This window comes from Janthinobacterium sp. GW821-FHT03A03, from assembly GCF_059421435.1.
In genome coordinates, this window is record NZ_JBWKUZ010000020.1 from 65269 (window position 1) to 89012 (window position 23744).

Annotated in this window: 29 protein-coding genes and 1 tRNA gene; 18 read left to right on the top strand and 12 right to left on the bottom strand. The window is 62.4% G+C overall.

Translation table 11 applies throughout. From position 1 onward, the window contains the following. Positions 1–3 precede the first annotated feature (3 nt). The 3 genes from AC07VI_RS24690 to gpmA all read right to left on the bottom strand — a co-directional run bounded on the left by AC07VI_RS24690 (position 4) and on the right by gpmA (position 3806). Positions 4–1497 (bottom strand): S41 family peptidase, encoded by a 1494-nt coding sequence (locus tag AC07VI_RS24690; protein WP_099374874.1) that lies wholly within the window; start codon positions 1495–1497, stop codon positions 4–6. Positions 1498–1531: 34 nt separating this feature from the next. Further along, a complete protein-coding gene (locus tag AC07VI_RS24695) occupies positions 1532–2983 on the bottom strand; it encodes a murein hydrolase activator EnvC family protein (RefSeq protein WP_492996238.1) in 1452 nt (483 codons plus the stop codon). Positions 2984–3059: 76 nt separating this feature from the next. Beyond that, positions 3060–3806 (bottom strand): 2,3-diphosphoglycerate-dependent phosphoglycerate mutase, encoded by a 747-nt coding sequence (gpmA, locus tag AC07VI_RS24700; RefSeq protein WP_076565037.1) that lies wholly within the window; start codon positions 3804–3806, stop codon positions 3060–3062. Between the two features lie 106 nt (positions 3807–3912). Between gpmA and AC07VI_RS24705 the strand changes: the two genes are divergently transcribed. The 5 genes from AC07VI_RS24705 (at position 3913) to AC07VI_RS24725 (ending at position 6914) form a co-directional block, all read left to right on the top strand. Further along, on the top strand, positions 3913–4329 hold the full coding sequence (locus AC07VI_RS24705; RefSeq protein ID WP_086147895.1) for a rhodanese-like domain-containing protein: 417 nt from the start codon (positions 3913–3915) through the stop codon (positions 4327–4329). Between the two features lie 27 nt (positions 4330–4356). Beyond that, positions 4357–4623 (top strand): glutaredoxin 3, encoded by a 267-nt coding sequence (gene grxC / locus AC07VI_RS24710; RefSeq protein ID WP_086147894.1) that lies wholly within the window; start codon positions 4357–4359, stop codon positions 4621–4623. 159 nt (positions 4624–4782) lie between these two features. Then, positions 4783–5259: a protein-export chaperone SecB gene (secB, locus tag AC07VI_RS24715; protein ID WP_086139933.1), complete on the top strand. Its 477-nt coding sequence runs from the start codon at positions 4783–4785 to the stop codon at positions 5257–5259. Between the two features lie 84 nt (positions 5260–5343). Next, positions 5344–5805 (top strand): SH3 domain-containing protein, encoded by a 462-nt coding sequence (locus AC07VI_RS24720; RefSeq protein WP_086147893.1) that lies wholly within the window; start codon positions 5344–5346, stop codon positions 5803–5805. 68 nt (positions 5806–5873) lie between these two features. Beyond that, complete coding sequence (locus AC07VI_RS24725; protein WP_099374873.1) at positions 5874–6914, top strand: NAD(P)H-dependent glycerol-3-phosphate dehydrogenase; 1041 nt, start codon at positions 5874–5876, stop codon at positions 6912–6914. Positions 6915–6930: 16 nt separating this feature from the next. Here the strand turns inward: AC07VI_RS24725 and AC07VI_RS24730 are convergent, their stop codons facing one another. Genes AC07VI_RS24730 through mscL form a run of 4 tightly spaced genes read right to left on the bottom strand, consistent with a single transcriptional unit; the run spans position 6931 to position 9656 of the window. Then, a complete protein-coding gene (locus AC07VI_RS24730; RefSeq protein WP_492992185.1) occupies positions 6931–7275 on the bottom strand; it encodes a cupin domain-containing protein in 345 nt (114 codons plus the stop codon). Between the two features lie 15 nt (positions 7276–7290). Next, positions 7291–7983, bottom strand: coding sequence for a DUF2461 domain-containing protein (locus AC07VI_RS24735; RefSeq protein WP_086147891.1), 693 nt, complete (start codon positions 7981–7983; stop codon positions 7291–7293). A 21-nt stretch (positions 7984–8004) separates the two neighbouring features. Next, entirely contained in the window at positions 8005–9165 is a 1161-nt protein-coding gene (locus AC07VI_RS24740; RefSeq protein WP_492992183.1) for a Do family serine endopeptidase, read from the bottom strand. 41 nt (positions 9166–9206) lie between these two features. Then, the gene (mscL, locus tag AC07VI_RS24745) at positions 9207–9656 is read right to left on the bottom strand and encodes a large conductance mechanosensitive channel protein MscL (protein WP_086147890.1); all 450 of its coding nucleotides are present in this window, start codon (positions 9654–9656) and stop codon (positions 9207–9209) included. A gap of 412 nt (positions 9657–10068) precedes the next feature. Between mscL and petA the strand changes: the two genes are divergently transcribed. The 11 genes from petA (at position 10069) to AC07VI_RS24800 (ending at position 17091) form a co-directional block, all read left to right on the top strand. Beyond that, entirely contained in the window at positions 10069–10677 is a 609-nt protein-coding gene (gene petA, locus AC07VI_RS24750; protein WP_086147889.1) for a ubiquinol-cytochrome c reductase iron-sulfur subunit, read from the top strand. A gap of 2 nt (positions 10678–10679) precedes the next feature. Then, positions 10680–12092: a cytochrome b gene (locus AC07VI_RS24755; RefSeq protein WP_086147909.1), complete on the top strand. Its 1413-nt coding sequence runs from the start codon at positions 10680–10682 to the stop codon at positions 12090–12092. Positions 12093–12124: 32 nt separating this feature from the next. Further along, positions 12125–12889: a cytochrome c1 gene (locus AC07VI_RS24760; protein ID WP_086147888.1), complete on the top strand. Its 765-nt coding sequence runs from the start codon at positions 12125–12127 to the stop codon at positions 12887–12889. A 120-nt stretch (positions 12890–13009) separates the two neighbouring features. Continuing rightward, the gene (locus tag AC07VI_RS24765; protein ID WP_010394154.1) at positions 13010–13621 is read left to right on the top strand and encodes a glutathione S-transferase N-terminal domain-containing protein; all 612 of its coding nucleotides are present in this window, start codon (positions 13010–13012) and stop codon (positions 13619–13621) included. Positions 13622–13831: 210 nt separating this feature from the next. Beyond that, positions 13832–14344, top strand: coding sequence for a ClpXP protease specificity-enhancing factor (locus AC07VI_RS24770; protein ID WP_492992179.1), 513 nt, complete (start codon positions 13832–13834; stop codon positions 14342–14344). Between the two features lie 26 nt (positions 14345–14370). Further along, positions 14371–14446, top strand: a tRNA-Thr gene (locus tag AC07VI_RS24775). A gap of 400 nt (positions 14447–14846) precedes the next feature. Then, complete coding sequence (locus tag AC07VI_RS24780) at positions 14847–15167, top strand: DUF4123 domain-containing protein (RefSeq protein WP_253251985.1); 321 nt, start codon at positions 14847–14849, stop codon at positions 15165–15167. A gap of 14 nt (positions 15168–15181) precedes the next feature. Continuing rightward, on the top strand, positions 15182–15421 hold the full coding sequence (locus AC07VI_RS24785) for a hypothetical protein (RefSeq protein WP_492992177.1): 240 nt from the start codon (positions 15182–15184) through the stop codon (positions 15419–15421). Between the two features lie 190 nt (positions 15422–15611). After that, positions 15612–16007: a Tox-REase-5 domain-containing protein gene (locus AC07VI_RS24790; protein ID WP_492992175.1), complete on the top strand. Its 396-nt coding sequence runs from the start codon at positions 15612–15614 to the stop codon at positions 16005–16007. 19 nt (positions 16008–16026) lie between these two features. Next, positions 16027–16743, top strand: a complete 717-nt coding sequence (locus AC07VI_RS24795; protein WP_492992173.1) for an immunity 52 family protein — start codon at positions 16027–16029, stop codon at positions 16741–16743. A gap of 141 nt (positions 16744–16884) precedes the next feature. Beyond that, positions 16885–17091, top strand: a complete 207-nt coding sequence (locus tag AC07VI_RS24800; protein WP_034753599.1) for a dodecin — start codon at positions 16885–16887, stop codon at positions 17089–17091. Positions 17092–17106: 15 nt separating this feature from the next. Here the strand turns inward: AC07VI_RS24800 and AC07VI_RS24805 are convergent, their stop codons facing one another. Beyond that, the gene (locus AC07VI_RS24805) at positions 17107–17418 is read right to left on the bottom strand and encodes a hypothetical protein (protein ID WP_492992171.1); all 312 of its coding nucleotides are present in this window, start codon (positions 17416–17418) and stop codon (positions 17107–17109) included. Between the two features lie 160 nt (positions 17419–17578). Between AC07VI_RS24805 and AC07VI_RS24810 the strand changes: the two genes are divergently transcribed. After that, positions 17579–17953 (top strand): hypothetical protein, encoded by a 375-nt coding sequence (locus AC07VI_RS24810; protein WP_492992169.1) that lies wholly within the window; start codon positions 17579–17581, stop codon positions 17951–17953. A gap of 222 nt (positions 17954–18175) precedes the next feature. Continuing rightward, entirely contained in the window at positions 18176–19168 is a 993-nt protein-coding gene (locus AC07VI_RS24815) for an EDSAP-1 family PEP-CTERM protein (protein ID WP_492992168.1), read from the top strand. A gap of 72 nt (positions 19169–19240) precedes the next feature. Here the strand turns inward: AC07VI_RS24815 and AC07VI_RS24820 are convergent, their stop codons facing one another. The 4 genes from AC07VI_RS24820 to AC07VI_RS24835 all read right to left on the bottom strand — a co-directional run bounded on the left by AC07VI_RS24820 (position 19241) and on the right by AC07VI_RS24835 (position 23707). Further along, a complete protein-coding gene (locus tag AC07VI_RS24820) occupies positions 19241–20305 on the bottom strand; it encodes a LytR C-terminal domain-containing protein (RefSeq protein WP_099420350.1) in 1065 nt (354 codons plus the stop codon). An 11-nt stretch (positions 20306–20316) separates the two neighbouring features. Beyond that, positions 20317–21255 carry a type II secretion system F family protein gene (locus AC07VI_RS24825; RefSeq protein WP_086148555.1) on the bottom strand — a complete coding sequence of 313 codons (939 nt, stop codon included), beginning with the start codon at positions 21253–21255 and terminating at the stop codon, positions 20317–20319. Positions 21256–21374: 119 nt separating this feature from the next. Further along, entirely contained in the window at positions 21375–22352 is a 978-nt protein-coding gene (locus AC07VI_RS24830; protein WP_492992167.1) for a type II secretion system F family protein, read from the bottom strand. 8 nt (positions 22353–22360) lie between these two features. Beyond that, the gene (locus AC07VI_RS24835) at positions 22361–23707 is read right to left on the bottom strand and encodes a TadA family conjugal transfer-associated ATPase (RefSeq protein WP_086148489.1); all 1347 of its coding nucleotides are present in this window, start codon (positions 23705–23707) and stop codon (positions 22361–22363) included. Positions 23708–23744: the final 37 nt, after the last annotated feature.

Below are 23744 nucleotides of genomic sequence, written 5' to 3' on the forward strand. Positions count from 1 at the left end.
CGACTACGGTTTTTGCACCGGAATCTTCTTGTCATCGGCCTTGATGTCGGAAGCAATTTCCGGCTTGGCGCCGATCTTCTCCACCTTCGGGTCCACCTTGGCCAGCTGCACCGGCAAGCCCTGGAAATGGTTCAAGGCTTGTTGCAGCTGGAAATCGTCCTTGGCGCCGTATTCGAGCGGCTTGCGTTTTTTCGCCGTGGCGATCAGGCGCTGCTCCGCTTCCAGCTGCTCGTGCATGCCTTCCATCGTCGGCTTGGCCGCTTCCGGCTTGCCGTCGTCGCTGCTCAGGTGTTTTTCCAGGTCCGCCTCGCGCACGCGCAGGCTGTTCCAGCCGTCGCCCTCGGCCGTTTCATCGACCAGCAGGTCGGGCACGATGCCGCGCGCCTGGATGGCGCGGCCTTTCGGCGTGTAATAGCGGGCCGTCGTCAGCTTGACGGCCGTGTCGGCCGTGATCTGGCGCAAAGTTTGCACGGAACCCTTGCCGAAGGTTTGCGTGCCGATGACGGTGGCGCGCTGGTAATCCTGCAGGGCGCCGGCGACGATTTCCGAGGCGGAGGCGGAGCCGGCATTGACCAGCACCACGAGCGGCACGGTTTTCAGGGCGGCCGGCAGCTTGGCCAGCGGGTCGGCCTTGGCGCCCGGCGGCGCATAGAATTCGCGGCGGCCATAGAACACCTGCTTCGACTCGGGCAGCTGGCCCTTGGTCGAGACGATGATGGAATTGCCTGGGAGAAATGCCGTCGCCACGCCAATGGCGCCCGGCACGACGCCGCCGGGGTCATTGCGCAAGTCCAGCACCAGGCCCTTGAGCTTGGGGTCCTGCGCATACAGCGCGTTGATCTTTTTGACCATGTCATCGACGGTCGGTTCCTGGAACTGGGCGATGCGCAGCCAGGCATAGCCGGGCGCGACCATCTTGGCCTTGACGCTCTGCACGCGGATTTCCTCGCGCACGATGGGGAAGACCAGCGGGCGGCTTTCGCCCTTGCGCGACATGGTCAGCACCAGCTTGCTGCCGGGCTGGCCGCGCATCTTCTTGATGACTTCTTCCAGCTGCATGCCCTTGAGCGGCAGATTGTCGAGGCGGGTGATGAAGTCGCCGGCCTGGATGCCGGCCTTGGCGGCGGGGCTGTCCTCGATGGGCGAAACGACTTTCACGTAGCCGTCTTCCATGCTCACTTCGATGCCGATGCCGACAAACTTGCCCTGCACGCTTTCGCGCATTTCCTTGAAGGCATTTTTATCGAGGTAGACGGAATGCGGGTCCAGCGAGGACACCATGCCGGATATGGCTTCCGTCAACAGTTTCTTGTCTTCCACCTTCTCGACGTAATCAGACTTGATCAGGCCAAACACGTCCGACAACTGGCGCAGCTCGTCGAGCGGCAGCGGGGCATTCGTGATTTTCTGCGCCACGGCCGGGAACTGCAGCGACATGCCGATGCCGGCCAGGACGCCCAGACCGATCAGGCCGATACTTTTGACTTTGATGCCCATGAGTTCTTCACAATCTACAAATACGCTGGGGAACTTAAAACTTCACCCAGGTGGCTGGATCGAAGGCGCGGCCCTGATGACGCAGTTCAAAGTATAGCCCTGATTCCTCGTTACCGCCGCTGTTGCCCGCGCTGGCGATGGTTTCGCCGCCCTTGACGGCGTCGCCGACCCGTTTCAGCAAGGACTGGTTATTGCCATAAATACTCATGTACTGGCCGCCATGGTCGACGATGATCAGGTTGCCGAAGCCGCGCAGCCAGTCGGAAAACACCACGCGGCCGCCGGCGATGGCGTGAATGTCGCTGCCTTCGCCCGTGCGGATGAACACGCCCTTCCAGCTGGGGCCGTCACCGCGCTTGCTGCCGAAGCGGGCGGCGATCTTGCCCGCCACGGGCGCGCGCAGCTGCCCTTTCAGGCTGGCAAAGGCGCCGGCCGGCGCGGCCGGGCCCAGGCTCGGACGTTCCGGATCCGGTTCCGGCTTGGGTTCGGGCTTGGGCGCCACCTTGGCCACCTGCGGCGGCTCGTCGTCATCGATCGGTTCCAGTTTCACGGGCGGCACCGGCGTCTGCGGCTTGATTTTGCCCGATTTATTCTGTTGCTCTTTGGCAATGCGTTCGCGTTCGGCCTGGGCCTTGGCGCGCGCCGCCAGCAGGCGTTCGCGCTTGTCCGCGGCGGCCTTGGCGTCGGCGGCCGCTTTCGCGGCGGCGCGCTGCTCGGCCAGCAACTGCTGGCGTTTCTTTTCGGCCGCGGCGGCGGCGGCCTGTTCCTCGATCAGTTTGGCCAGCTTGTCGACCAGGTTGCCCATGCGCTGTTCGTCGCGCTCGACATTGCCCGCTTCCTTGCGCTGCGCCACCAGGCGCTGCGACAACGTCGTCAGCAGGGCGGCGCGGCGCGCCTTTTCCTGCACCAGCAGGGCTTTCTGGTCGCGCTCCTCCTGCGCGATTTCTTCCAGCTCATCCTTGGCGTTCTGCACGTCCGCCTGGTTCTTTTCCACTGCCAGCAAGTTGGCGCGCAAGGCGGCGAGCAGGCGCGCCTGCGCCTGCGACACGTAGGCCATCAATTGCAGGTCGCGGTTGATGCGGTTCGGATTGTCGCCCGACAAGAGCAACTTGATGCGGTCTTCATTGCCGGCAACATATTGCTCACGCAGCAACTTTGACAGCTGCGCCTTCTGCTTGTCGACCGTGGCCGTCAGCTGCTGGTGCTCCTGCCCCAGCGCCGTCAGCTTGACGCCCGTCTCGTTCTGCTCCTGCGCCAGGTCGCGCAGGGCGCGGTTGGCGTTGGAAATGGCCTCTTCCGACTCGGCCAGGGTATCGGCCGCGTCGTCCTTGGCGCTTTCCGTGCGGCTGATGTCGCGCTTGAGCGCCGTCAGCTTTTGTTGCAATCCGGCACGTTGCGCTTCCGCGGCCGCCTTCTGCTTGCTGCGTTCGGTGGGTTTGGCGCCCTGGGCAAGGCCGCTGGACAACAGCAACGCCGCGCACAGCATGGCGCCGGCGCGCCACGCCGGCAGGGGTCGTTCAGCAGAGGGGGCGATGACTGTGCCGCGGAAGAAAGACAACAAGTTACTTGGCCTTCCCTTGGTTCGCCACGGCCGCTTGCGCTGCCGCAATTGCTGCCGGGTCGCCCAGGTAGTAGTGACGGATCGGTTTCAGGTCGGCATCCAGTTCATACACGAGCGGCTGGCCGTTCGGGATGTTCAGACCGACGATATCGCTGTCGCTGATGCCGTCAAGCATCTTGATCAGGGCGCGCAGGCTGTTGCCGTGGGCCGAGATGATGATTTTCTTGCCGGCGCGGATGGCCGGGGCGATTTCCTCGTCCCAGGCCGGCATCACGCGCGCCACGGTGTCCTTCAGGCATTCCGTCAGCGGAATCGAGGCTTTCGGCAAGCCGGCGTAGCGCGGATCGTTGTACGAAGCGCGGTCGTCGTTCGCTTCCAGCGGCGGCGGCGGCGTGTCGTAGCTGCGGCGCCACACCAATACTTGCTCGTCGCCATACTTGGCGGCCGTCTCGCCCTTGTCCAGGCCTTGCAGGGCGCCGTAGTGGCGCTCGTTCAGGCGCCAGTCGTTCTTGATCGGCAGATACATCATGTCCATCTCGTCAAGCGCCAGCCACAGGGTGCGAATGGCGCGCTTCAGGACGGAAGTGTAGGCCACGTCGAACGTAAAACCTTCCTGCTTGAGGATCTGGCCGGCGGCCCTGGCTTCATTGACGCCCTTTTCCGTCAGATCGACGTCGGTCCAGCCGGTGAAGCGGTTATCGAGGTTCCAGGTGGACTCGCCGTGACGCATGAAAACGATTTTGTACATAGTTCTATCTTCTCAAGGGGTTCAAATCAAAAAAGCAAAACGTAAAAAGACCTCGTCCAGCTTCTATTTTATAATGCGCGGATTGACTTAAACCATTGGACCCTACGTGAAATTCATTATCGACCACATTTTTCTGTTTGCCATCGTCATTATTTCCGGCGGCGCCCTCCTCTGGCCACTGCTGTCGATGCGCGGCAAGCGCGCGACCGTGCTGGAAGTCACGCAACTGATCAACCGTGGCAAGAGCACCATCGTCGACGTGCGTAGCCCGGAAGAATTCGCCAAGGGCCATTTGCCTGACGCCAAAAATATTCCGCTGCCGGAACTGGCAAAACGCATGGGCGAGCTGGAAAAATTCAAAACGCGCACCATTGTAGTGGTTTGCCAGAAAGGTTCGCGCTCGGCAACGGCCGTCGGCCTGCTGGCCAACGCAGGTTTCGCTGAAGCAACCAGCCTGGAAGGCGGCATCGACGAGTGGAACAAGCAGGGCTTGCCCCTGAAAACGCTGTCGCTGGCCAAGTAAGCGCCTGACCCATTTTAAGGAAAAATCATGACTGTCCCCGTAATTGTGTATAGCACCGCCGTGTGCCCGTATTGCGTGCGCGCCGAGCGCCTGCTGGAAGCGAAGGGCGTCGCCGTGCAAAAGATCCGCGTCGACCTCGACCCGGAAGAACGCGTCAAGATGATGGAGCGCACGGGCCGCCGCACGGTGCCGCAAATTTATGTGGGCGACACCCACGTGGGCGGTTTCGACGATTTGTATGCGCTCGATCAAGCCGGCAAGCTCGACCCCTTGTTAAATGGCACGGCAGCCTGATATAAAGCGGGTTCGAGAAATTGCTTGGTTTTTTGTCGTATTGTTTTGATACAATTGCCTCGCACCTGATCTGGCCGCGCCTATCCGGCGCGGTTTGAATACCGCAAGCACCATATTTGAACGGTGTGCCGTTCTTGTCCCTTACAACGAAAGCGTTCCATGTCTGACGAAAACCTGCAACCAGTCTTCCAAATCCAACGCGTCTACCTGAAAGACATGTCGCTGGAACAACCAAATTCCCCGGCTATTTTCCTGGAACAAGAAGCGCCAGCCATCGAAGTCGCTCTGGACGTGGGCGCAGCGCCTCTGGCCGACGGCATCTTTGAAGCCACCGTGACCATCACCGTCACCGCCAAAGTGGGCGACAAAGTCGCTTTCCTGGTGGAAGGCAAGCAAGCCGGTATCTTCGAAGCACGCAACATTCCTGCCGATCAGCTCGATCCGCTGCTGGGAATCGGCTGCCCGAACATCATCTACCCTTACCTGCGCGCCAACATCGCCGACGTGATCACCCGTGCCGGCTTCCCGCCAGTGCACCTGGCCGAGATCAACTTCGAAGTGTTCTACCAACAACGTCTGCAAGCCATCGCCGACGCTGCCGCCGCTGCTCCAGCCGGCGACGCGACGACGCACTAAGCTGCAGGCAAGACCCCGCCGGCCGTCAAGGCTGGCCTGACACGGCGGCCTGGCCGCCGTGTTTCGTTAAGGTTCAAAAATATCATGTTGAAAAGTCCGCTCTTGAGCAAGTTACGCTGGATGACAGGCGCCGTGCTGCTGCTGGCGACCGCCGCCAGCCACGCCGTCGATTTCAAGACGGTGGGCGCGGCGCCCGCCATTCTGTATGACGCGCCGTCCAGCAAGGGCGGCAAGCTGTACGTGGCGCCACGCGGCATGCCGCTGGAAGTCGTGCTCAGCTACGGCGAATGGGTCAAGGTGCGTGACGCCAGCGGCGAAATGGCCTGGACGGAAGCCAAGGGCCTGTCCGCCAAGCGCAATGTCGTCGCGCGCGCCGCCAACCTCAAGGTGCGCGCCAGCCCCGACGACAACGCCTCGCCCATCATCCTCGTCGACAAGGGCGTGCTGCTGGAATTGAGCGAACAGCCGAACTCCGGCTGGGTCAAGGTCCGCCACAAGGATGGCCAGGCCGGCTACGTCAAGACCAGCGAAGTGTGGGGCCTGTAGGCGCCGCCCTGCGCACCGGGCCCGCTGCCCGGGCGCAGTCCCCGTTTCTTCCGCTCCACTGAGGTCGCATGCAAGTTTCTCCAGATACATCTCCCGCCGCGCGGGCCCTGCCCCGCAAGATCACCATCCTGGGCGCCGGCGCCTGGGGCACGGCCGTCGCCATGGCGCTGGCCGCGCGCCACGACGTGCTGCTGTGGGGCCGCAACGCGGACGCCATGGCCGCCATGGCCGCCAGCGGCGAAAACAGTTATTTGCCGGGTTTTGCCCTGCCGCCGCAACTGCGCCTCAGCGCCGACTTCGACGCCGCCGTGGCGCATGCCAGCGGCGAACACGCGCTGCTGATCGCCGCCTGCCCCGTGGCGGGCCTGCGGCCCATGCTGCAGCAGCTGAAAGACCAGGCCATCCCCAACCTGGTGTGGCTGTGCAAGGGCTTTGAAGGCGGCACTGGCCTGCTGCCGCACCAGATCGTGCAGGAAGTGCTGGGCGACACGGTCGCCGGCGGCGCCCTGTCCGGCCCCTCGTTCGCGCAGGAAGTGGCGCGCGGCTTGCCGTGCGCGCTGACCATCGCCTCGCACAGCGCGCCTTTGCGCGCCGCCGTTGTCTCGGCATTGCATGGCGGCAATTTCCGCGTGTATGCGAGCGACGACCTGGTGGGCGTGGAAGTGGGCGGCGCCGTCAAGAACGTGCTGGCCATTGCCACCGGCGTGGCCGACGGCCTGGGCCTGGGCTTGAACGCGCGCGCCGCGCTGATCACGCGGGGCCTGGCGGAAATCACGCGCCTGGGCACGGCCCTCGGCGGCCAGACGGAAACGTTCATGGGCTTGACGGGCATGGGCGACTTGATACTCACCTGCACGGGCGACCTGTCGCGCAACCGCCGCGTCGGCCTGGGCCTGGCGCAAGGCAAGGCGCTGGCCGCCATCGTGGCCGAACTCGGTCACGTGGCCGAAGGCGTGCCCTGCGCCAAGGCCGTGCGCGAACTGGCGCGCCGCATGGGCGTCGAGATGCCGATCACCAATGCCGTCGCCGGCGTGCTGTTCGACGGCGACTTGCCGCAAGTCATGGTGCAGCAGCTGCTGGCACGCGATCCGCGCGCCGAGGCGGCCTGACGCGGCCAAGGGCGGGTTAGCGGCCCGCCTTGGCCATCAATATCGTCAGCAGCACCAGGCTGTCTTCGCGCGCGGCCAGCGCATGGGCCTGGCCGCCGTGCAGGTACAGCATCTGCCCCGGCCCCAGCACATGCTCCCCGCCATGCGCTTCCACCGCCACCCGGCCTTCCAGGCACAGCAGGGTAATTTCACCGAGGACATGATGCTCGGGCATGGTCTTGCCCTTGGGCATGCACATGCGGATCAATTCCAGTTCGTCCGTCCTGGCCAGCGCAATCGCGGAAAACTGCGACAGGTCGTCGCCCTCCCCGCGCCGCACGTCGATCACCTGCCCTGAACTTGCGTGCTGCAGTGCCATCATGTGCTCCTTTAGCAATTACTCGCCGTCTTCTTCCGGCTCCTTCGCGCCGCGCATCCACTCGACCAGCGGCCACGCATCGTGCAAGCCTTCCGCCAGGGTCGACAGCAGTTTTTCCGGCGCGTTGACGGGCAGCGGCACTTCGGTCCAGACAAAAAAGCTTTTCAGCTTGATGAATTCGATATGTTCGGCATCCGCCTCGAAACCCTTGGGCGGGCGCTGCAACTTGCCTTCGTTCTGGATGGTGCCATAGCGGGCCTTCAAGCGCTTATTTTTCAGCACTTTGGAAAAGCCCGGCGCATCGTTGACCATATGCTCGCGCAGCGCCTTCAGGCGGCCTGGCGGCGGCATGTATTCGCCGGCGCCGAACAGCAGATTGCCCTGGCCATCGATCTGCAGATAATACGTGGGGCCGCCCGCCTTGCTGGGACGGCGCATGTCGTTCGGCGCAATGGCGGCGGAAAAACGTGTTTTATATGGGCTCTTGTCGTGCGCAAAACGCACGTCGCGGTTGATGCGGAACAAGGCCTTCTTCGGATTGCAGTACTTCACGGCCGGGTCGAACTTGCCCAGTTCAGCAATGAGCGACGTCACCAGTGCGAGAAATTCCTCGCGCAGGATGTCGTAGCGGGGCTTGTTCATGACAAACCAGGGACGGTTGTTGTTCTCGCTCAGTTCACGTAAAAATTGGGTCAAATCACGCACATGCATGTGTCAGCTTCCGATCAGCAACTATTTGGAAAGCTCTTTCGGGATGGGGCGCTTGCCCACCACCACGTCGAGCGCCGCTTCGCGATTCTTGCGCAGCACCGTCATTCTAGCTTTTCCGCCGGGCGGCAGTTGGGCGATCAGGTTGAGCATTTCCGTCGTGTCGCCGACGGGCTTGCCTTCCACCGTCAAGAGGATGTCGCCGGGCACGATGCCCGCCTTGTCGGCCGGGCCGTTGCGCACCACGCCGGCGATCATGGCGCCGCTCGAGCGCTGCAGGCTGAAGCTGTCGGCCAGTTCCGGCGTGATGTCCTGCGTTTCCACGCCGATCCAGCCGCGCACCACGTGGCCATCCTTGATGATGGCTTCCATCACGGTTTTCGCCGTCGAGACGGGAATGGCGAAGCCGATGCCGACGGAGCCGCCGCTTTGCGAGTAGATCGCCGTATTGATGCCGATCAAATTGCCGCGCGTATCGACGAGGGCGCCGCCCGAATTGCCGAAATTGATGGCCGCGTCCGTCTGGATGAAATTTTCAAAGCTGTTGATGTGCAGGTTGTTGCGGCCCAAGGCGGAGATGATGCCCATGGTCACCGTCTGGCCCACGCCGAAAGGATTGCCGATGGCCAGCACCACGTCGCCCACGCGCGCCTGTTCCGACTGGCCCAGCACGATGGCGGGCAATTTGTCGAGCTTGATCTTGATCACGGCCAGGTCCGTCTCCGGGTCCAGGCCGACGATCCTGGCCGGCGCCTTGCGGCCATCGGTGAGCACGACTTCGATCTCGTCGGCCCCTTCGACGACGTGGTTGTTGGTCAGCACATAGCCTTCGTGGCTGACGATGACGCCCGAGCCGAGGCTGTTGCGCAAATCCTCGTCGTCATCGGGGCTGGGATCGCGGTCGCCGAAGAAACGCTTGAAAAAGGGATCGCGCGCCAGCGGATGGGCGCCGCGCTTGGGCATCTGCAGGGTGAGGATGTTGACGACGGCGGGCATGGCGCGCGCCGCCGCGTCGCGGTAGGAACCGGGCGCCAGGCTGCTCGACGCCGTTTCCACCACGGGCACCGGCTTGGCGGGAGAACCCAGCTGCTGCACCCGGCTGGCGGGGCGCAGCGCGCCGTACACAAAGTACAGCGCCAGCGCGATGGTCACGGTTTGCGCAAACAACAACCAGAATCGTCGCATGGGGTTCTCTGTCCAGGTCAGCCGGCCGGTGCCGGAACGGCTTATTTTGCCAGATCGCCGCCCTGGCGTGCGTTCTTCTGCAGGGAGTCGCGGATTTCACGCAGCAGCACGATGTCTTCCGGCGTGGCAGGCGCCGGCGCCGGCGCGGCCGGTTCGCTGCGGCGGGCCTTGTTCATCAGGCGCACCATCTGGAAGATGATGAAGGCAAGAATGATGAAGTTGAGCAAAATGGTCAAAAAATTACCATATGCCAACACGGCACCCGCCTTTTTCGCTTCCACCAAAGTCATGGTGGTGGCTTGCCCGTTCAGGGGCAGGTAGTAATTGGCGAAATCGAGGCCGCCGAAAATGCGGCCGATGGGCGGCATGATGACGTCTTGCACGAGGGAATCCACAATCTTGCCGAAGGCGCCACCGATAATGACACCAACCGCCAGATCGACGACGTTGCCCTTCATTGCAAATTCTTTAAATTCTTGCATCATTGCCATGAATTTCTCCTTCGGATAGGTATAAAAAACATGCCGATCATACTATTGATTCCCAGTGCCACCAACTTGTGGTTGTCGGCGCGACCAATTCGGGCACAGTACGACGCATCTAGTTCGAAAGAACTAGCCACCTCCTGCAAAAGTATATAAATTATGGTACAAGCAACGTTTTTGTTTTATTCGTTGTTTGCTTCACTTATAATTTGCGGTTGCCAGAAGTGGCTTTTTCACTTCCGGATAATCAACAAGAAACTGGCACGGGCTGCGCCATAGTCCGAAGTTCCGCAGGGATGTTGCCACTTTACCGTACAAAGATGCGGGTTGCGGCAAACGATGGAAAGAGCTTCGGCGACGGATTTTTCGCGGCTGCCACTCATAATAAAGATTCGCATTTTGACTGATTGGGGTTTGCATGAGTAACGAAAAGCAGGTCGATTCAGGCCGTCGCGGCTTGCTCGTCGCCACGTGCGCGGCGGGCAGTGTAGTTGGATTGGCAACCGCGGGAGCCTTGGTAAGCACCTTCCAGCCGTCGGAGCGCGCGAAAGCGGCTGGCGCGCCGGTCGAAGTAGACATCACCACCTTGCAACCCGGCGAAATGCGCACCGTCGAATGGCGCGGCAAGCCGGTCTGGATCCTGAAGCGCACGCCGGAAATGGTCGCCTCGCTCAAGAAAACCGACGGCAAGGTCGCCGATGCCGAGTCCAAACGCAATCCCGCCGAGTTCACGCCCGAATACTGCATGAACGAATGGCGCTCCATCAAGCCCGAGATTCTCGTCGCCGTCGGCATCTGCACCCACCTCGGCTGCTCCCCTTCCTCGAAATTTACCCCTGGTCCACAACCGTCCCTGCCCGATGACTGGGAAGGCGGTTTCCTGTGTCCTTGCCACGGCTCCACGTTCGACATGGCCGGCCGCGTGTTCAAGAACAAGCCGGCGCCGGACAACCTGCAAGTGCCGCGCCACATGTACGTGAGCGACACCAAACTGGTCATTGGTAAAGACGAGAAAGGCGAGGCTTGATCATGGCAGCGTTCAAAGAAACCAAATTTCCCGCCGACGCCCCCGTCGCCGAAAAAGCCCTGGGCTGGGTGGATGACCGCTTTCCCCTGACCAAGCTGTGGAACGATCAATGGGGCAAGTACTACGCTCCGAAAAACTTCAACTTCTGGTACATCTTCGGCTCGCTGGCCATGCTGGTGCTGGTGCTGCAGATCGTCACCGGCATCTTCCTGACCATGCACTACAAGCCGGATGCGGCCCTGGCCTTCAATTCCGTCGAGTACATCATGCGCGAAGTGCCGTGGGGCTGGCTGGTGCGCTACATGCACTCGACGGGCGCCTCGGCCTTCTTCATCATCGTCTATCTGCACATGACGCGCGGCCTGCTGTACGGCTCCTACCGCAAGCCACGTGAACTGATCTGGCTGTTCGGTTTCGCCATCTTCCTGTGCCTGATGGCCGAAGCGTTCTTCGGCTACCTGCTGCCATGGGGCCAGATGTCGTACTGGGGCGCGCAAGTGATCGTCAACCTGTTCGGCGCCATCCCCTTCATCGGCCCGGACCTGTCGCTGTGGATCCGCGGCGACTACGTCGTTTCCGACGCCACCCTGAACCGCTTCTTCGCCTTCCACGTGATCGCCATCCCGCTGGTACTGCTGGGCTTGGTTGCAGCGCACCTGATCGCCCTGCATGAAGTGGGTTCGAGCAACCCGGACGGCATCGAAGTGAAGGAAAACCTGGGCGCCGACGGCCACCCGGTCGATTCGATTCCTTCGCATCCGTACTACACCGTGCACGACCTGTTCGGCGTCTCGATCTTCCTCGTCATTTTCAGCGCCGTCGTCTTCTTCGCGCCGGAAATGGGCGGTTATTTCCTGGAATACAACAATTTCCTGCCAGGCGATTCCCTGAAGACCCCGCTGCACATCGCGCCAACCTGGTACTTCACGCCGTTCTACTCGGTGCTGCGCGCCACCACGGCCGACTTCATGTACGTGCTGATGGGCGCCGTGGCGGCCTACGTGGTGTTCATCTGGCTCAAGTCGCGCCTGTCGACGACCGTCAAGTCGGCCATCGCCGGCATCGCCCTGGTCGCCATCGTCGGCATGCTGCCGCAGGTGCTCGATGCGAAATTCTGGGGCGTCGTGTTCTTCGGCGGTTCCGTCGTGATCCTGGCCTTCCTGCCATGGCTCGACCATTCGCCCGTGAAATCGATACGCTACCGTCCGACCTGGCACAAATTTGTGTACGCCATCTTCGGCCTGTCGTTCCTGATCCTCGGCTACCTCGGTACCCAGCCGCCAACGGACTTCAGAACCATCGTGTCGCAAGTATGCACCCTGATTTACTTCAGCTTCTTCCTGTTGATGCCATGGTGGAGTGCAATGGGCAAGTTCAAGACCGTGCCGTCGCGTGTGACGTTTCACCCGCACTAAGCCGCTCTCACGCCACGCTCAAAGGACCTTACATGAAATTTTCAAAAAAACTGCTCGCCATCCTGGCCTTCGTGCCCGCCATGGCTCTCGCCAGCGAAGGCACCTTTCCGCTGGACAAGGCGCCTGACCGCCAGACCAACATGGCAGCGCTGCAACATGGCGCCAAATTGTTCGTCAATTATTGCTTGAATTGCCACGCCGCCGTGTCGATGCGCTACAACCGCCTGAAAGACCTGGGCTTGTCGGAAGACCAGATCAAGAAAAATCTGCTGTTCTCCGGCGATAAAGTGGGCGACCTGATGACGACTTCCCTGGCGCCGCAGGACGCCAAGGCCTTCTTCGGCGTCGTACCGCCCGATTTGTCGGTAATTTCGCGCGCAAAATCATCTTCCGCTGGCACAGGCGGCGACTACCTGTATACTTACCTGCGTACGTTCTATAAAGACGACACTCGTCCGACCGGCTGGAACAATATGGTCGTGCCGAATGTTGCCATGCCGCATGTGTTATGGGAATTGCAAGGTATCCAGACTGCCAAGTTCGTGGAAGAGAATGATCCGCACGAAGCGGGCAAGAAAATCCACAAATTTGTCGGCTTCGAGCAAGTCAAGCCAGGCACGCTGAACAAGATCGAGTATGACAATGCGGTAGCCGACCTGGTCGGTTACATGGAGTGGATGGCCGAACCGGCACAACAGACACGCAAGCGCCTGGGCGTTTGGGTGCTGCTGTTCCTGTCGGTATTTGCTCTGCTGGCATGGCGCCTTAACGCGTCGTTCTGGAAGGAAGTCAAATAAGTGAGGCGCCGGCCATAGGCCGGTTTATGCCTGTTTCTGCGTTGTCCGCATGAGTGGACAAGCGACCTGGGGTGAGCCGTTCGCGGCTTCACCCCCTTTGTTTCTAAGGAACTATAAAAAATGATGGTTCTCTATTCGGGTACAACCTGCCCATTTTCGCAACGCTGCCGCCTGGTCCTGTTTGAAAAAGGCATGGACTTCGAAGTGCGCGACGTCGACCTGTTCAACAAGCCGGAAGACATTTCGACCATGAACCCGTATGGCCAGGTGCCTATCCTGGTCGAGCGCGAACTGATCCTGTATGAATCGAACATCATCAACGAGTACATCGATGAGCGCTTCCCGCATCCGCAGCTGATGCCGGCCGATCCGCTGATGCGTGCCCGCGCGCGCCTGATGCTGTTCAATTTCGAAAAAGAACTGTTCGTGCACGTGCACGTGCTGGAAAGCGAACGCGCCAAGAGCAACGACAAGGCCCACGACAAGGCCCGCGCGGAAATCCGCGACCGCCTGACGACCCTGGCGCCGCTGTTCCTGAAAAACAAGTACATGCTGGGCGACGAATTCTCGATGCTCGACGTGGCTGTCGCGCCGCTGCTGTGGCGCCTGGACCACTACGGCATCGAACTGTCGAAGACGGCTGCACCGCTGATGAAATACGCCGAACGCATCTTCTCGCGTCCTGCCTACATCGAAGCGCTGACGCCATCCGAAAAAGTCATGCGCCGCTAAAAGATATCCCCATAAAGCTGCTGCGCAGCCCGCTCTCGACCTGGCGTTACTCGCCGTACTGAAGTACGGCTGCGTTACTCAAGCCGGTATCGGGCTCGCTCGCGACGCTTTCTGGGGCATCTTGGATTCTTTCCAGTTGCTCTGTTTCATTGAACTACCGGTGCGCCCGCCATTTGTTGCCGGCGGCGCTCCCGCCTCACAGTGCCTACCATGTCTGAAATCTCAACCAAACCTTATATGCTGCGCGCCATCTACGAGTGGTGCACCGACAGCGGCTACACGCCCTATCTCGCGGTCAAAGTCGATTCGCGCACCACGGTACCGATGGAATACGTGAAAAAGGGCGAAATCGTGCTCAACATCAGCTTCGGCGCCACCAGCGGCCTGAAGATGGACAACGACGCCATCCGCTTCCACGCCCGCTTTGGCGGCGTCTCGCGCGAAATCTACGTGCCGGTCGACAACGTGATGGCCATCTACGCCAATGAAAACGGCCAGGGCATGGCCTTCGAGCCCGTGCTCGGCAACGATGATCCCGACGCGCAACCGACGGACAGCCCCGCCTCCGCCGACGTTCCGCCGCCCGTGCCCGCCCCCGCCAGCAGCACTCCGACCCTGTCGTCCGTGCCGGCCAGCTCCCCCGAACAACGCGACAACGCCACGCCCGGCGACGACGAGCCGCCAAAAAAAGGCGGCCGCCCGACCCTGACACGCATTAAATAGCGTATAATTCGCAACGCGCAGTTTTTGCCGACTTAGCTCATTTGGTAGAGCAGTTGATTTGTAATCATCAGGTGGCCAGTTCGAAACCGGCAGTCGGCACCAAGAATATTCAGTAAAATCAAAGGGTTATAGATATCTTATCTATAGCCCTTTGCCGTTTCTGGGATATTTGCTGCATTTTTGCTGCAATCATGCCCCTCCGGCAAAGCTATACCCCTGCTCCAACCTCAACATAGGAGCAAGGCATGGCAAGTATTCTGAACCGCGGCCCCCATCAATGGCAAGTCACTATTCGTCGGAAGGGCTATCCGGGAGTAACAATGTTGCTCGACATCACAGAACGCCTGAATCAACTTCAGCAACATCATTCGGCGCTGTGCCTGTACGCACTGGTCGACGGTGTTCAATATGAGACACACCGCCAAGCACGCCTGATGCAGGATGCGAGGCGCCATTCGCTGTTCACCGGCACACCCGATGCTGCGCTCGCGCATGCGGGCCCGTGGTTGGTCGACGTGGCGAGATCGGGCCTTCCTTTGTTGAGGATCTGGCCGCACTGGAGCACGAGGCGCCTTCTGTTACCTGGCTGTTCGCCGTACAGGACCTCGGTGGCCTGGCGCAACTGCTGCAACTACACCTGGAAACACGGCTACCGGACGGCCGCGCAACGCTGCTGCGCTTTTGGGATCCGCGCGTGTTGGTGAAGCTAGCACAAATACTTGAGCCGGCACAGCGGGAGGCGATGTTTGGTCATATTCACGAATGGCACTTGCTGCTCGACGGCAAGCGGGCAATCATAGGGAGGCGCGATGCTGACGTTTAGCGAGGAGCAATGGCATGCCGTCCAGACGGGCGACCGTGATCGAGCGCATGCTGGCGGCGTACACCTACGCCATGCGAATCGGTTTCAGGTCCACGCCGCATATCGTACATCTGATGTACCTGTCAGCCGACGCGCCTGGGATCCATGACGACCCGCTGCTCGATACTTACCTGCGCAAGCCCGGCGCCACGCCGGAGCAGCGGTTCGACGAACTGATCGCGGTAATGGATAAAAAACTGGAAGGGGAGCAATAATGCCCGCGCTACCGATATTGGTGATACCAGCAGTCGTGGAGAAAATTTTGCTAGCCTTGGGTGTCGCCGCCGCAGCAGCCGTGATCACGGACGAGGCATTGCGCAAACGCAAAAAAGAGGCAGAAGAGGCAAAAGACGCCCGCGTCACCCCCCTCGCGCGTGCCGAGACGCGAAGCGATACCAAAGAAAGATGTCGGTGCCCGCCAGACAAGGGTACGCTTATGGCTGTTCCACACAGCATGTCGCCCGCGCGCGCGATTATCAAGCCCGTATCACCGGTTTTCTGATTGGCATGGAATGGGTGTTTGAAGGAAAGGACTTTGACGGCTTCCAATCCCGCTTATGCTTGTTGCAGGAAGCAAAAGCGGATTATGACCAGTTTTTTAAGTCAAACGGCGAATTCAAATACGATTTTCAGAAAAACATCTTCCAGAACATGGTATTGAAACAGGCCACCGCTCAGTCCAACATCGTCAAGGATAACCCGCCAGCCTCCCTGAAATGGTACTTGCAAACGCCACTCGCCTATGAACACATGCTGCCCAGTTTAAGTGCATTGGGCATTACCACTTATTACATTAAATAGAATTATGATAATAAGATCCTTGTTCAAACGCGATGCAGCGAACACATCCATTGCGTTCCGACCTTCCGTCCAAAAAATCGCGACGATTGTCCGCTTCTTGCAAAAAACTGAGGCGTTTGGAAAGAACTGGTTTCTGTCGAAGGAGACAGAAGCAGAATCGTTTCTGTATCCGGTTTTCGATGCCTCGGGAGAACTCACCACAGCGGCCGAAGCCGTACTCGAGGCCGAGTTCAAGGGTGAGAGATTTCGATATCTCAGCGCCTGGAATGGCGAACTCGGAGACGGCGAGGGCGCGAGTATTGCGCTTGGGTTCAGCGACAGTGACTGGCCCGCTTGGTCGTTTAAGATCAGCTACAAAGGCGTCGGGGCGAAACGGCTCGGTATTGATGGCGTGAAAGAGCTACTGTCCATTATTGCGGGTTCCCTGCGGCCGGTATTGATCACAGTTGCACGTAACGATTATTTTGAAAAACAAGTCTTCAAGGACCGTCCAGGTGTTGGCTGGATGTTGTACCTGCCGCGCATACTCACGGTCCAACAGGTGCCCGAGGCACGTGCTTTAGTGCCCGTGATGGCGATGGACGAGCAAGGTAAAGACAGGCAGATCGGCACCATCATCGTCAGCGTCACCGACGAGCCGTTCTCTGATGAGAATCCCGAGCACGTCAAGATCGCCAATGCCATTGAAATACGCCTGGTCGATCAGGACTTGCTGCCTCGCTATGTCGATATTTGATGAAGGATAGCTCGTCCCGCTTGGCTTGCGCGACGCATTGCTGCACCGCGCAATGACTATCAGCACGTTTAAGCGCAAGATGAGCACGTGCCTGCGCAAAGCAGGCTCCCGATGTCTGGCTTGCCTACCTGGGGAAATATCATGTCCGCACACACTTACAAGCTGATCGAACTGGTCGGTACGTCCACCGAGAGCAGCGATCAGGCGATACGCGATGCCATTGCCAAGGCGGCGCTGACGGTCAAGCACATGGACTGGTATGAGGTGACGGAATCGCGCGGCCATATCGTCGATGGCAAGGTGGCGCACTTCCAGGTCACGCTCAAGGTCGGCTTCCGGCTCGAATAGCGTACTGCGGCGCAGTCACCGCCGCCCAACCGTTCCCCGGCTCTCCAGCCACTCCCGGCCGCCGGCCTCCAGCGCGGCCTCGATCACCTTTTCCGGCAAGCTATATACCGTTGCCCAGCTGGCGCGGCCGTCCTGCGTGTTGGCGGGAAAGCTGTGCGTCTCGATGGGCCAATGGTATTTGCGTTTCAGCGCTTTCACGATGGCGGTCAGCGAGACGCGGCCTTGCAGCGGTTCGGCGCCGGACTGGTCGCGGTTCGACAGCAGCACGGCCAGGACCTGGCCGCGGCCCGTGCGCGCGCCGGGGAAGGTGGGGGTTTTGTTTGCCATCGCCTATTTTAACGGGCAATTGTCGGGCGAGAGGCGATGTGCCGCACCTTTGATCTGGCGCAAGCAGCGCAGCGGCGTTGCGGCCAGGATGGGCATTCGCCAGGCGTGCCGGCGCCCCTCCGGCAGCCTGGGCTTGATACCAGGGGCACAGGAGAACATCATGCACAGCCTGAACATCCAAGCCATGCAATGGCAGCCCGTTGCCGATATTTCCGCCGTCCAATCCCTGCAAGCCGATGACCTGGCCTGCTTCCGCGAGCTGCGCGACGTGCTGCTGCGCTATGGCGCGCTCGAACGCTTCGGCATTTCCCTGATCCACCGCCATTTCGATATCGACGACGACGAGGAATTGATGGAGTACACGGACGCGGCAGCCCGCACGCTGACCGTGAAACCTGTCAAGAAAAGCGACATCGACTGGAATCACACGACGATTACCAGCTGGAAACTGACCGAAGACGAGGAAGTGGCGCGCATCGGCTGCGGCTGCGCGCGCAATTCGGGTGGCCACCTGGGCTACCATCGCGGCACCTGAGGCCGGCAAAGGCCGGCCGCAGCGCCCGGCAAGCGGCGTCGGCCTTTCTTACACTTACCCCCGTCCTGCTCAGTTCGTCTTTCGCAAGTGCTTGATTCGCTGTGATTTTTTTGTATGGCACGCAAGCTGCTTATCCCAGTCTACGAGATGAATCCAGGCAAGCTGTCCTGGATCGCTCCCCCGGATTTCACCCCCGACAATGACCACGATAATGAGGCCGCGATGAACGTCAATCACACACGAAGCAAGACCCTGGGCTGGCTGGGCGCACTGGCGGCGGCAAGCCTGCTGGCCAGCGGCCAGGCGCAGGCCGGGGCCTACGGCCTGGCCGTCAATGAATTGAACAATTTCCGCATCACCACCAGTGCCGGCGCGCTGTCGCTGGCCGGCGCCAACCGCAACGCCAGCGACAGCGCCTTTTTCCAGGGCGGTGCGGCCGTCAATCCGCGCGCCGTCAATACGGGCCCGGCCGCCAACGCCGACGTGCTGCAAGTGTGTTCGGGCGGCGGCTGCAACGGCTTGCCGCAAAACCATTACGCACCTAGCCCCAGTTCCACCCTGGAATTCGCGCGCGGCGATGCGCATGCCTTCGGCAACATGCTCACGGCCGCCGGCTCCACCGTGAGCGCCGTGGCGGAAGCACAGCGCAACACGGTCGGCGCGGCCACGGCCACGGCCGGCGACACGCTGACCGGCTCCGTCAACCTGACCCTGTCGAGCGCCGGCTTCATCACCTTCAGCTTCATGGGACGGCGCGACCTGCGCACCAGCGTGACGACCATGGGCGACAAGTCGAACGTGTCGATCATGGACATCTTCAATATCTCGTGCAATACCGCCAGCCCCGCCGGCTGCCTGTCGCATGCGAATGCCGACGGCGTGATCTTCCAGTTTGCCCCCGATGGCGACGCCAACAATGGCAGCGACGTGAACGGCAACCACGGGGTCGGCAGCCTCGACCCGTTCAGCCTGAACATGACGGCCGGCACCAACGATCCCGCCACCGGACGCGCCTTCACGAACGGCTTCGCCATGTTTTCCCTGACGTCGAATTTCGCCCTGCCGGCCGGCAGCTACACGCTGAATTTTTCCAAGTCCACGCGCACCGACATCGTCGTCATCGACCCTGCCATGGTGCCGGCGCCGGCCACCTTGCTGCTGCTGGGCACGGGACTGGCCGGTCTCGCCTTTGCGCGCCGCCGTCCGCGGCAATAGCCACCGGCACGGCGATACAAAAAACGCGGCGCCTTGGCGGGCGCCGCGTTTTTTTATGCCGGCAGATGCGTGTCAGCCGAGCCGCGCCAGCGCCTGGCGCGCCAGCTGCAGCTGCTGCAGATAATAGCGGTGCAGCGTGGCCGGGTCGCCGAGGTCGCGACCAAGGATCAGGCGCAGGTCGCTGGCAGGGCAATCGGCGGCCCGGGTCTGCACCTGCATGCCCAGCTGGCGGGCCAGCCGGCGCGCCGCCTGCTCCTGCGCGGGCCGGTATTCGACGCGCGTGCGCGCCACCTGGAAGCTGGTTTCATTGGCCAGGCGCACCACCTGCACGGGCCCGCCGGCCAGGCTGCGCGCCAGCGCGGCGGCCAGGCCGGGCACGCCGTTGCCATTCAAAATTTCCAGGCGCGGACGCGACGCGCCAGCCATCGCCAGGGCCCGCTCGGGCGCGGCGACGGGCAAGCTGCGCACGGCTGCCGGCACGCGCTGCAGGCGGGCCATGCCCTCGCCTTGCGTGATCTCGATGCGCGCCATGGCGGGCGCCTCCGGCATCGGCACCGGCACCGGCGCGGGCGACGGCGCCGCGCCGCGCAAGAGAGCCAGGTCGCGCCGCAGGTCGTGCTCCTGCAGGCTCTGCGCCTGGCGCCGCATCACGGCCGCGCGCTCATGCTGCCCCAGGCGTTCGAGCACCTGCGCCAGGTGCTGCCAGGCCAGTGCATTGAGCGGATCGAGCAGGCAGGCCTGTTCCAGCGCCGGCAGGGCCAGCGCATCGCGGCCGCTTAAAGAATAGGCGTGACCGAGATTGCTGAACAAATACGCGTGCCGCGGCTGCGGCGGACCCGCCTCCTGCGTCAGGGCCAGCCAATGGGCGATCGCCGCGCCATGCTCGCCGCGCCGCGCGTGCAGCACGGCCAGGCCGTTGCGCGCATCCACGTGGCGCGGCGCATGGCGCAGCGCCTGTTCATAGGAAGCCTGCGCGGCGGGCAGGTCGCCCCGCTCGAAATGCTCGCGCCCCGCCACGTAGGCGCTATCGGCGTCCAATGAGGGCGGCAGCGGCGGCGCGTGCGCCGTATGGCTGGCGCAGGCGCCCAGGCCGAGGCAGGCGCAGGCGGCGGCCAGGCGGGAAATCGTCAAGCGCATGACAGCTCCTTTCAGCGGCTGGCCATGGCCGGCACGAGCACGCGATAGACTTCGATCACGGCCGGCCCCATGAGTACCAGCATGAGGGTGGGAAAGACGCAAAAAATCAGCGGGAACAGCAGTTTTAGCGCGATCTTGGCCGCCGCTTCCTCGGCCAGCAGGCTGCGCTTGCCGCGCAGGTTTTCCGAATGCACGCGCAGCGAGTCGCCCATGCTGGTGCCGAAGCGTTCCGACTGGATCAGCATGGCGACCAGGGTATCGACATCTTCCACGCCGCTGCGCAGGGCCAGGTTGCGCAGCGCCTTTTCCTTGGAAAAGCCGGCGCGCATTTCCATCAGCACCAGCTGCAGCTCCTGCGCCAGCACCACGCTCTTGATGTGGATTTCGCCCGACACCTTCACCAGCGCGCGCTCCAGGCTCAGGCCCGCTTCCACGCACACCGTCAATAAATCGAGCGCGTCGGGGATGTTTTCAAAGATGTCGCGCTGGCGCCGCTTCGCCGTGCTGGCCAGCACCAGGTTGGGCAGGTAGTAGCCGATGGTGGCGCTGACGCACAGCAGCAACAGCAGCACGCTGCGCAGCTGCGCCGCCATGGCGCTGGCCGCGTACAGGCCCAGCACGGTGGGAAACAACAGGGCCAGCACGGTTTTCGCCGCGAAGTACAGGGCCGGCGCGCTGGCTTGCCGCCAGCCCGCATTCATGAAACGCGTGCGCAGCGGCGAGCGCTCCCAGCCCTCTTCCGGCAGCGACAGCTTGCTGAACGGCTGCGCCACGCGCGCCACCCGTTCTACCCAGCCGTTTTCCGCCACCGCGTCGCCGGCGGCCGGCGCCATGGAGCCGAACAGGCGCTGGCGCAGGGCGCCGGGAAAGAAGATCAGCCACGCCAGCAGGGCCAGCGCCACCACCACGGCGAAGACGATCAACAGGAACAGCAGTTGCGGGCCAGTCATGGCATTTCCTCCGATTGATCGACTGACAAAACGTTCAGGGCTAGGCGTGTCGCCGAAGGCAGTACGACAGTACGACAAGGCGACGCAACAACGCCATGGACTTTTTTTCAGGCGATCTCTTAGATGCGGATGCGGATGACCTTGCGCATCCACACGACGCCCAGCGCCACCATGCCAGCCGCGTACCACAGCAGTTTGATGCCGCTGGGGTCCGTCCACAGCAGGCGGATGTATTGCGGGTTGACGAGCGCCATGACGCCGATCATCACCACCGGCATCAGCCCCAGCACCCAGGCCGACATGCGGCCCTCGGCCGACAGCACGCGCACCTGCCCCAGCAGCTTCAAGCGGGCGCGGATGATGCGCGCGATGCTGACCAGCACCTCGGCCAGGTTGCCGCCCGATTCGCGCTGCACCAGCACGGCGATGACGAGGTAGCGCAAGTCCGTCAGCGGGATGCGCGCGGCCAGGTTCTGCAGCGCCTCGTTCATCGGCACGCCGTAATTGATCTCTTCGTGCGCCGTCTTGAATTCGCCGCTGATCGGCTCATTGAGTTCATCGCCCACCATCTGCAGCACGTTGGAAAACGAGTGCCCGGCGCGCAGCGCGCGGGCCAGGAAATCGGCCGCCTCCGGCAACTGGGCCTCGATCTTCTGCAGCCGCGCCGTACGCGCGCGCAGCACCACCATGCACGGCCCGCCGCCGGCCACGCCCAGCAACAGCAAGGCGCCCGGCAGCGGCATGGGCCAGGCCGCCAGCAGCAGCAAGGCAGCCAGCAGCAGGCCGCCCGCGCCGCCGAGGAATTGCGCCACCGACCAGGGCAGGCCCGATTGCAGCAGCAGGCGGTCGAGCCGCGCCGCGTGCGGCACGCGCCGCAGCTGCCGGTCCAGGCCAGGCGCGCGCGCGTAGCGGCGCTGCTTGAGGATGGAGACCCGCTCGCCGCCCGCCTCGCCGCGCGCCGCCATCAGCCGCAGGCGCCGGTTGATGCGCCGCGCCGCGCCGCCGTGCGTGCCCGACCACCACAGCCAGGCCCCTTCCACCATCAGGATGCAGGCGGCGAACAGCAGCACGGCAAAGCCGTAGAACACCAGGTCCATGCTGTCTCCTATTCGTAGATGCGGTCGGGGTCGAACACCGTGTCGGGCACGGGCGCGCCGAACATGCGCAGGCGCTCCGTGAAGCGCGGCCGCACGCCCGTGGCGCAGAAGTGGCCCAGCACCTTGCCGGCGGCATCGACGCCCGTCTGCTCGAAACGAAAAATTTCATGCATGGCGATGATGTCGCCCTCCATGCCCGTCACCTCCTGCAGGCTGACCAGCTTGCGCGCGCCGTCCGTCAGGCGCGACACCTGCATCACCACCGTCACGGCCGAGCAGATCTGCTGGCGCGTGGCGCGCGGCGTCAGGTTCACGTTGGCCATGCCGACCATGTTTTCCAGCCGCGCCAGCGCGTCGCGCGCCGTATTCGAGTGGATGGTCGCCAGCGAACCCTCATGGCCCGTGTTCATCGCCTGCAGCATGTCGAGCGCCTCGGCGCCGCGCACCTCGCCCAGGATGATGCGGTCGGGCCGCATGCGCAGCGCGTTGCGCACCAGCGCGCGCTGGCTCACCTCGCCCTTGCCTTCGATATTGGGCGGCCGCGTTTCCAGGCGCACCACGTGCGGCTGGCGCAGCGCCAGTTCGGCCGCATCCTCGATGGTGACGATGCGCTCGCTGCCGGGAATGAAGCCGGACAGCACGTTGAGCAGGGTCGTCTTGCCGCTGCCCGTGCCGCCCGAGATCAGGATGTTGACCTTCGCCTGCCCCAGCGCCTGCAGCACCTGCACCATGGGCGGCGTCAGGCTTTTGTAGTCGAGCAGGTTGGCAATCGTCAGCGGCTGCACGGCAAAGCGCCGGATCGACAGGATCGGGCCGTCGACGGCCAGCGGCGGGATGATGGCATTGACGCGCGAACCGTCAGGCAGGCGCGCGTCGACCATCGGACTCGATTCATCGACCCTGCGCCCCACGCGCGAGACGATCTTTTCGATGATCTTCATCAGGTGCGCATTGTCGTGGAAGGTCACGTCCGTCAGCTGCAGCCGCCCGCCCCGCTCCACGTACACCTTGTCGCAGGTGTTGACGAGGATGTCGGACACGCTGGCGTCGGCCAGCAAGGGTTCGAGCGGGCCAAAGCCCAGCATCTCGTGCTGGATGTCGAGCACCAGGCTATGCCGCTCGTGCTGGTTCAGCACGATGCGCTCCTCCTCGATCACGCGCTGCACCAGCAGCGCCAGCTCGTGCTTGAACTGCTCGGCCGTCAGGCGCTTCAGCCGTTCCAGGTCGATACGGTCGAGTATCGTCTGGTGCATGGTTTTCTTCAGTTCCTGGTAGGCGTGCAGCGCCAGCGCGCCTTGCCCGTTGCTGGCGGGGCGCACCGTTTCATTCGCTGCCAGACGTTCGCGTAAAGTCATCTCGGCTCCCATGATGGCTCCCGGCGGGAGCCTTGTC

What these genes read in the sequence shown, in the direction of transcription:
- AC07VI_RS24825 (WP_086148555.1), bottom strand. Translation starts at nt 21,255, where the DNA reads ATGACTGGCCCGCAACTGCTGTTCCTGTTGATCGTCTTCGCCGTGGTG.
- AC07VI_RS24770 (WP_492992179.1), top strand. Translation starts at nt 13,832, where the DNA reads ATGTCTGAAATCTCAACCAAACCTTATATGCTGCGCGCCATCTACGAG.
- AC07VI_RS24695 (WP_492996238.1), bottom strand. Translation starts at nt 2,983, where the DNA reads ATGCTGTGCGCGGCGTTGCTGTTGTCCAGCGGCCTTGCCCAGGGCGCC.
- AC07VI_RS24800 (WP_034753599.1), top strand. Translation starts at nt 16,885, where the DNA reads ATGTCCGCACACACTTACAAGCTGATCGAACTGGTCGGTACGTCCACC.
- AC07VI_RS24740 (WP_492992183.1), bottom strand. Translation starts at nt 9,165, where the DNA reads ATGCGACGATTCTGGTTGTTGTTTGCGCAAACCGTGACCATCGCGCTG.
- AC07VI_RS24735 (WP_086147891.1), bottom strand. Translation starts at nt 7,983, where the DNA reads ATGCATGTGCGTGATTTGACCCAATTTTTACGTGAACTGAGCGAGAAC.
- AC07VI_RS24815 (WP_492992168.1), top strand. Translation starts at nt 18,176, where the DNA reads ATGAACGTCAATCACACACGAAGCAAGACCCTGGGCTGGCTGGGCGCA.
- secB (WP_086139933.1), top strand. Translation starts at nt 4,783, where the DNA reads ATGTCTGACGAAAACCTGCAACCAGTCTTCCAAATCCAACGCGTCTAC.
- AC07VI_RS24820 (WP_099420350.1), bottom strand. Translation starts at nt 20,305, where the DNA reads ATGCGCTTGACGATTTCCCGCCTGGCCGCCGCCTGCGCCTGCCTCGGC.
- AC07VI_RS24790 (WP_492992175.1), top strand. Translation starts at nt 15,612, where the DNA reads ATGTCGGTGCCCGCCAGACAAGGGTACGCTTATGGCTGTTCCACACAG.
- AC07VI_RS24810 (WP_492992169.1), top strand. Translation starts at nt 17,579, where the DNA reads ATGCACAGCCTGAACATCCAAGCCATGCAATGGCAGCCCGTTGCCGAT.
- AC07VI_RS24690 (WP_099374874.1), bottom strand. Translation starts at nt 1,497, where the DNA reads ATGGGCATCAAAGTCAAAAGTATCGGCCTGATCGGTCTGGGCGTCCTG.
- AC07VI_RS24830 (WP_492992167.1), bottom strand. Translation starts at nt 22,352, where the DNA reads ATGGACCTGGTGTTCTACGGCTTTGCCGTGCTGCTGTTCGCCGCCTGC.
- AC07VI_RS24760 (WP_086147888.1), top strand. Translation starts at nt 12,125, where the DNA reads ATGAAATTTTCAAAAAAACTGCTCGCCATCCTGGCCTTCGTGCCCGCC.
- petA (WP_086147889.1), top strand. Translation starts at nt 10,069, where the DNA reads ATGAGTAACGAAAAGCAGGTCGATTCAGGCCGTCGCGGCTTGCTCGTC.
- mscL (WP_086147890.1), bottom strand. Translation starts at nt 9,656, where the DNA reads ATGGCAATGATGCAAGAATTTAAAGAATTTGCAATGAAGGGCAACGTC.
- AC07VI_RS24765 (WP_010394154.1), top strand. Translation starts at nt 13,010, where the DNA reads ATGATGGTTCTCTATTCGGGTACAACCTGCCCATTTTCGCAACGCTGC.
- gpmA (WP_076565037.1), bottom strand. Translation starts at nt 3,806, where the DNA reads ATGTACAAAATCGTTTTCATGCGTCACGGCGAGTCCACCTGGAACCTC.
- AC07VI_RS24785 (WP_492992177.1), top strand. Translation starts at nt 15,182, where the DNA reads ATGCCGTCCAGACGGGCGACCGTGATCGAGCGCATGCTGGCGGCGTAC.
- AC07VI_RS24730 (WP_492992185.1), bottom strand. Translation starts at nt 7,275, where the DNA reads ATGATGGCACTGCAGCACGCAAGTTCAGGGCAGGTGATCGACGTGCGG.
- AC07VI_RS24835 (WP_086148489.1), bottom strand. Translation starts at nt 23,707, where the DNA reads ATGACTTTACGCGAACGTCTGGCAGCGAATGAAACGGTGCGCCCCGCC.
- AC07VI_RS24805 (WP_492992171.1), bottom strand. Translation starts at nt 17,418, where the DNA reads ATGGCAAACAAAACCCCCACCTTCCCCGGCGCGCGCACGGGCCGCGGC.
- grxC (WP_086147894.1), top strand. Translation starts at nt 4,357, where the DNA reads ATGACTGTCCCCGTAATTGTGTATAGCACCGCCGTGTGCCCGTATTGC.
- AC07VI_RS24725 (WP_099374873.1), top strand. Translation starts at nt 5,874, where the DNA reads ATGCAAGTTTCTCCAGATACATCTCCCGCCGCGCGGGCCCTGCCCCGC.
- AC07VI_RS24720 (WP_086147893.1), top strand. Translation starts at nt 5,344, where the DNA reads ATGTTGAAAAGTCCGCTCTTGAGCAAGTTACGCTGGATGACAGGCGCC.
- AC07VI_RS24755 (WP_086147909.1), top strand. Translation starts at nt 10,680, where the DNA reads ATGGCAGCGTTCAAAGAAACCAAATTTCCCGCCGACGCCCCCGTCGCC.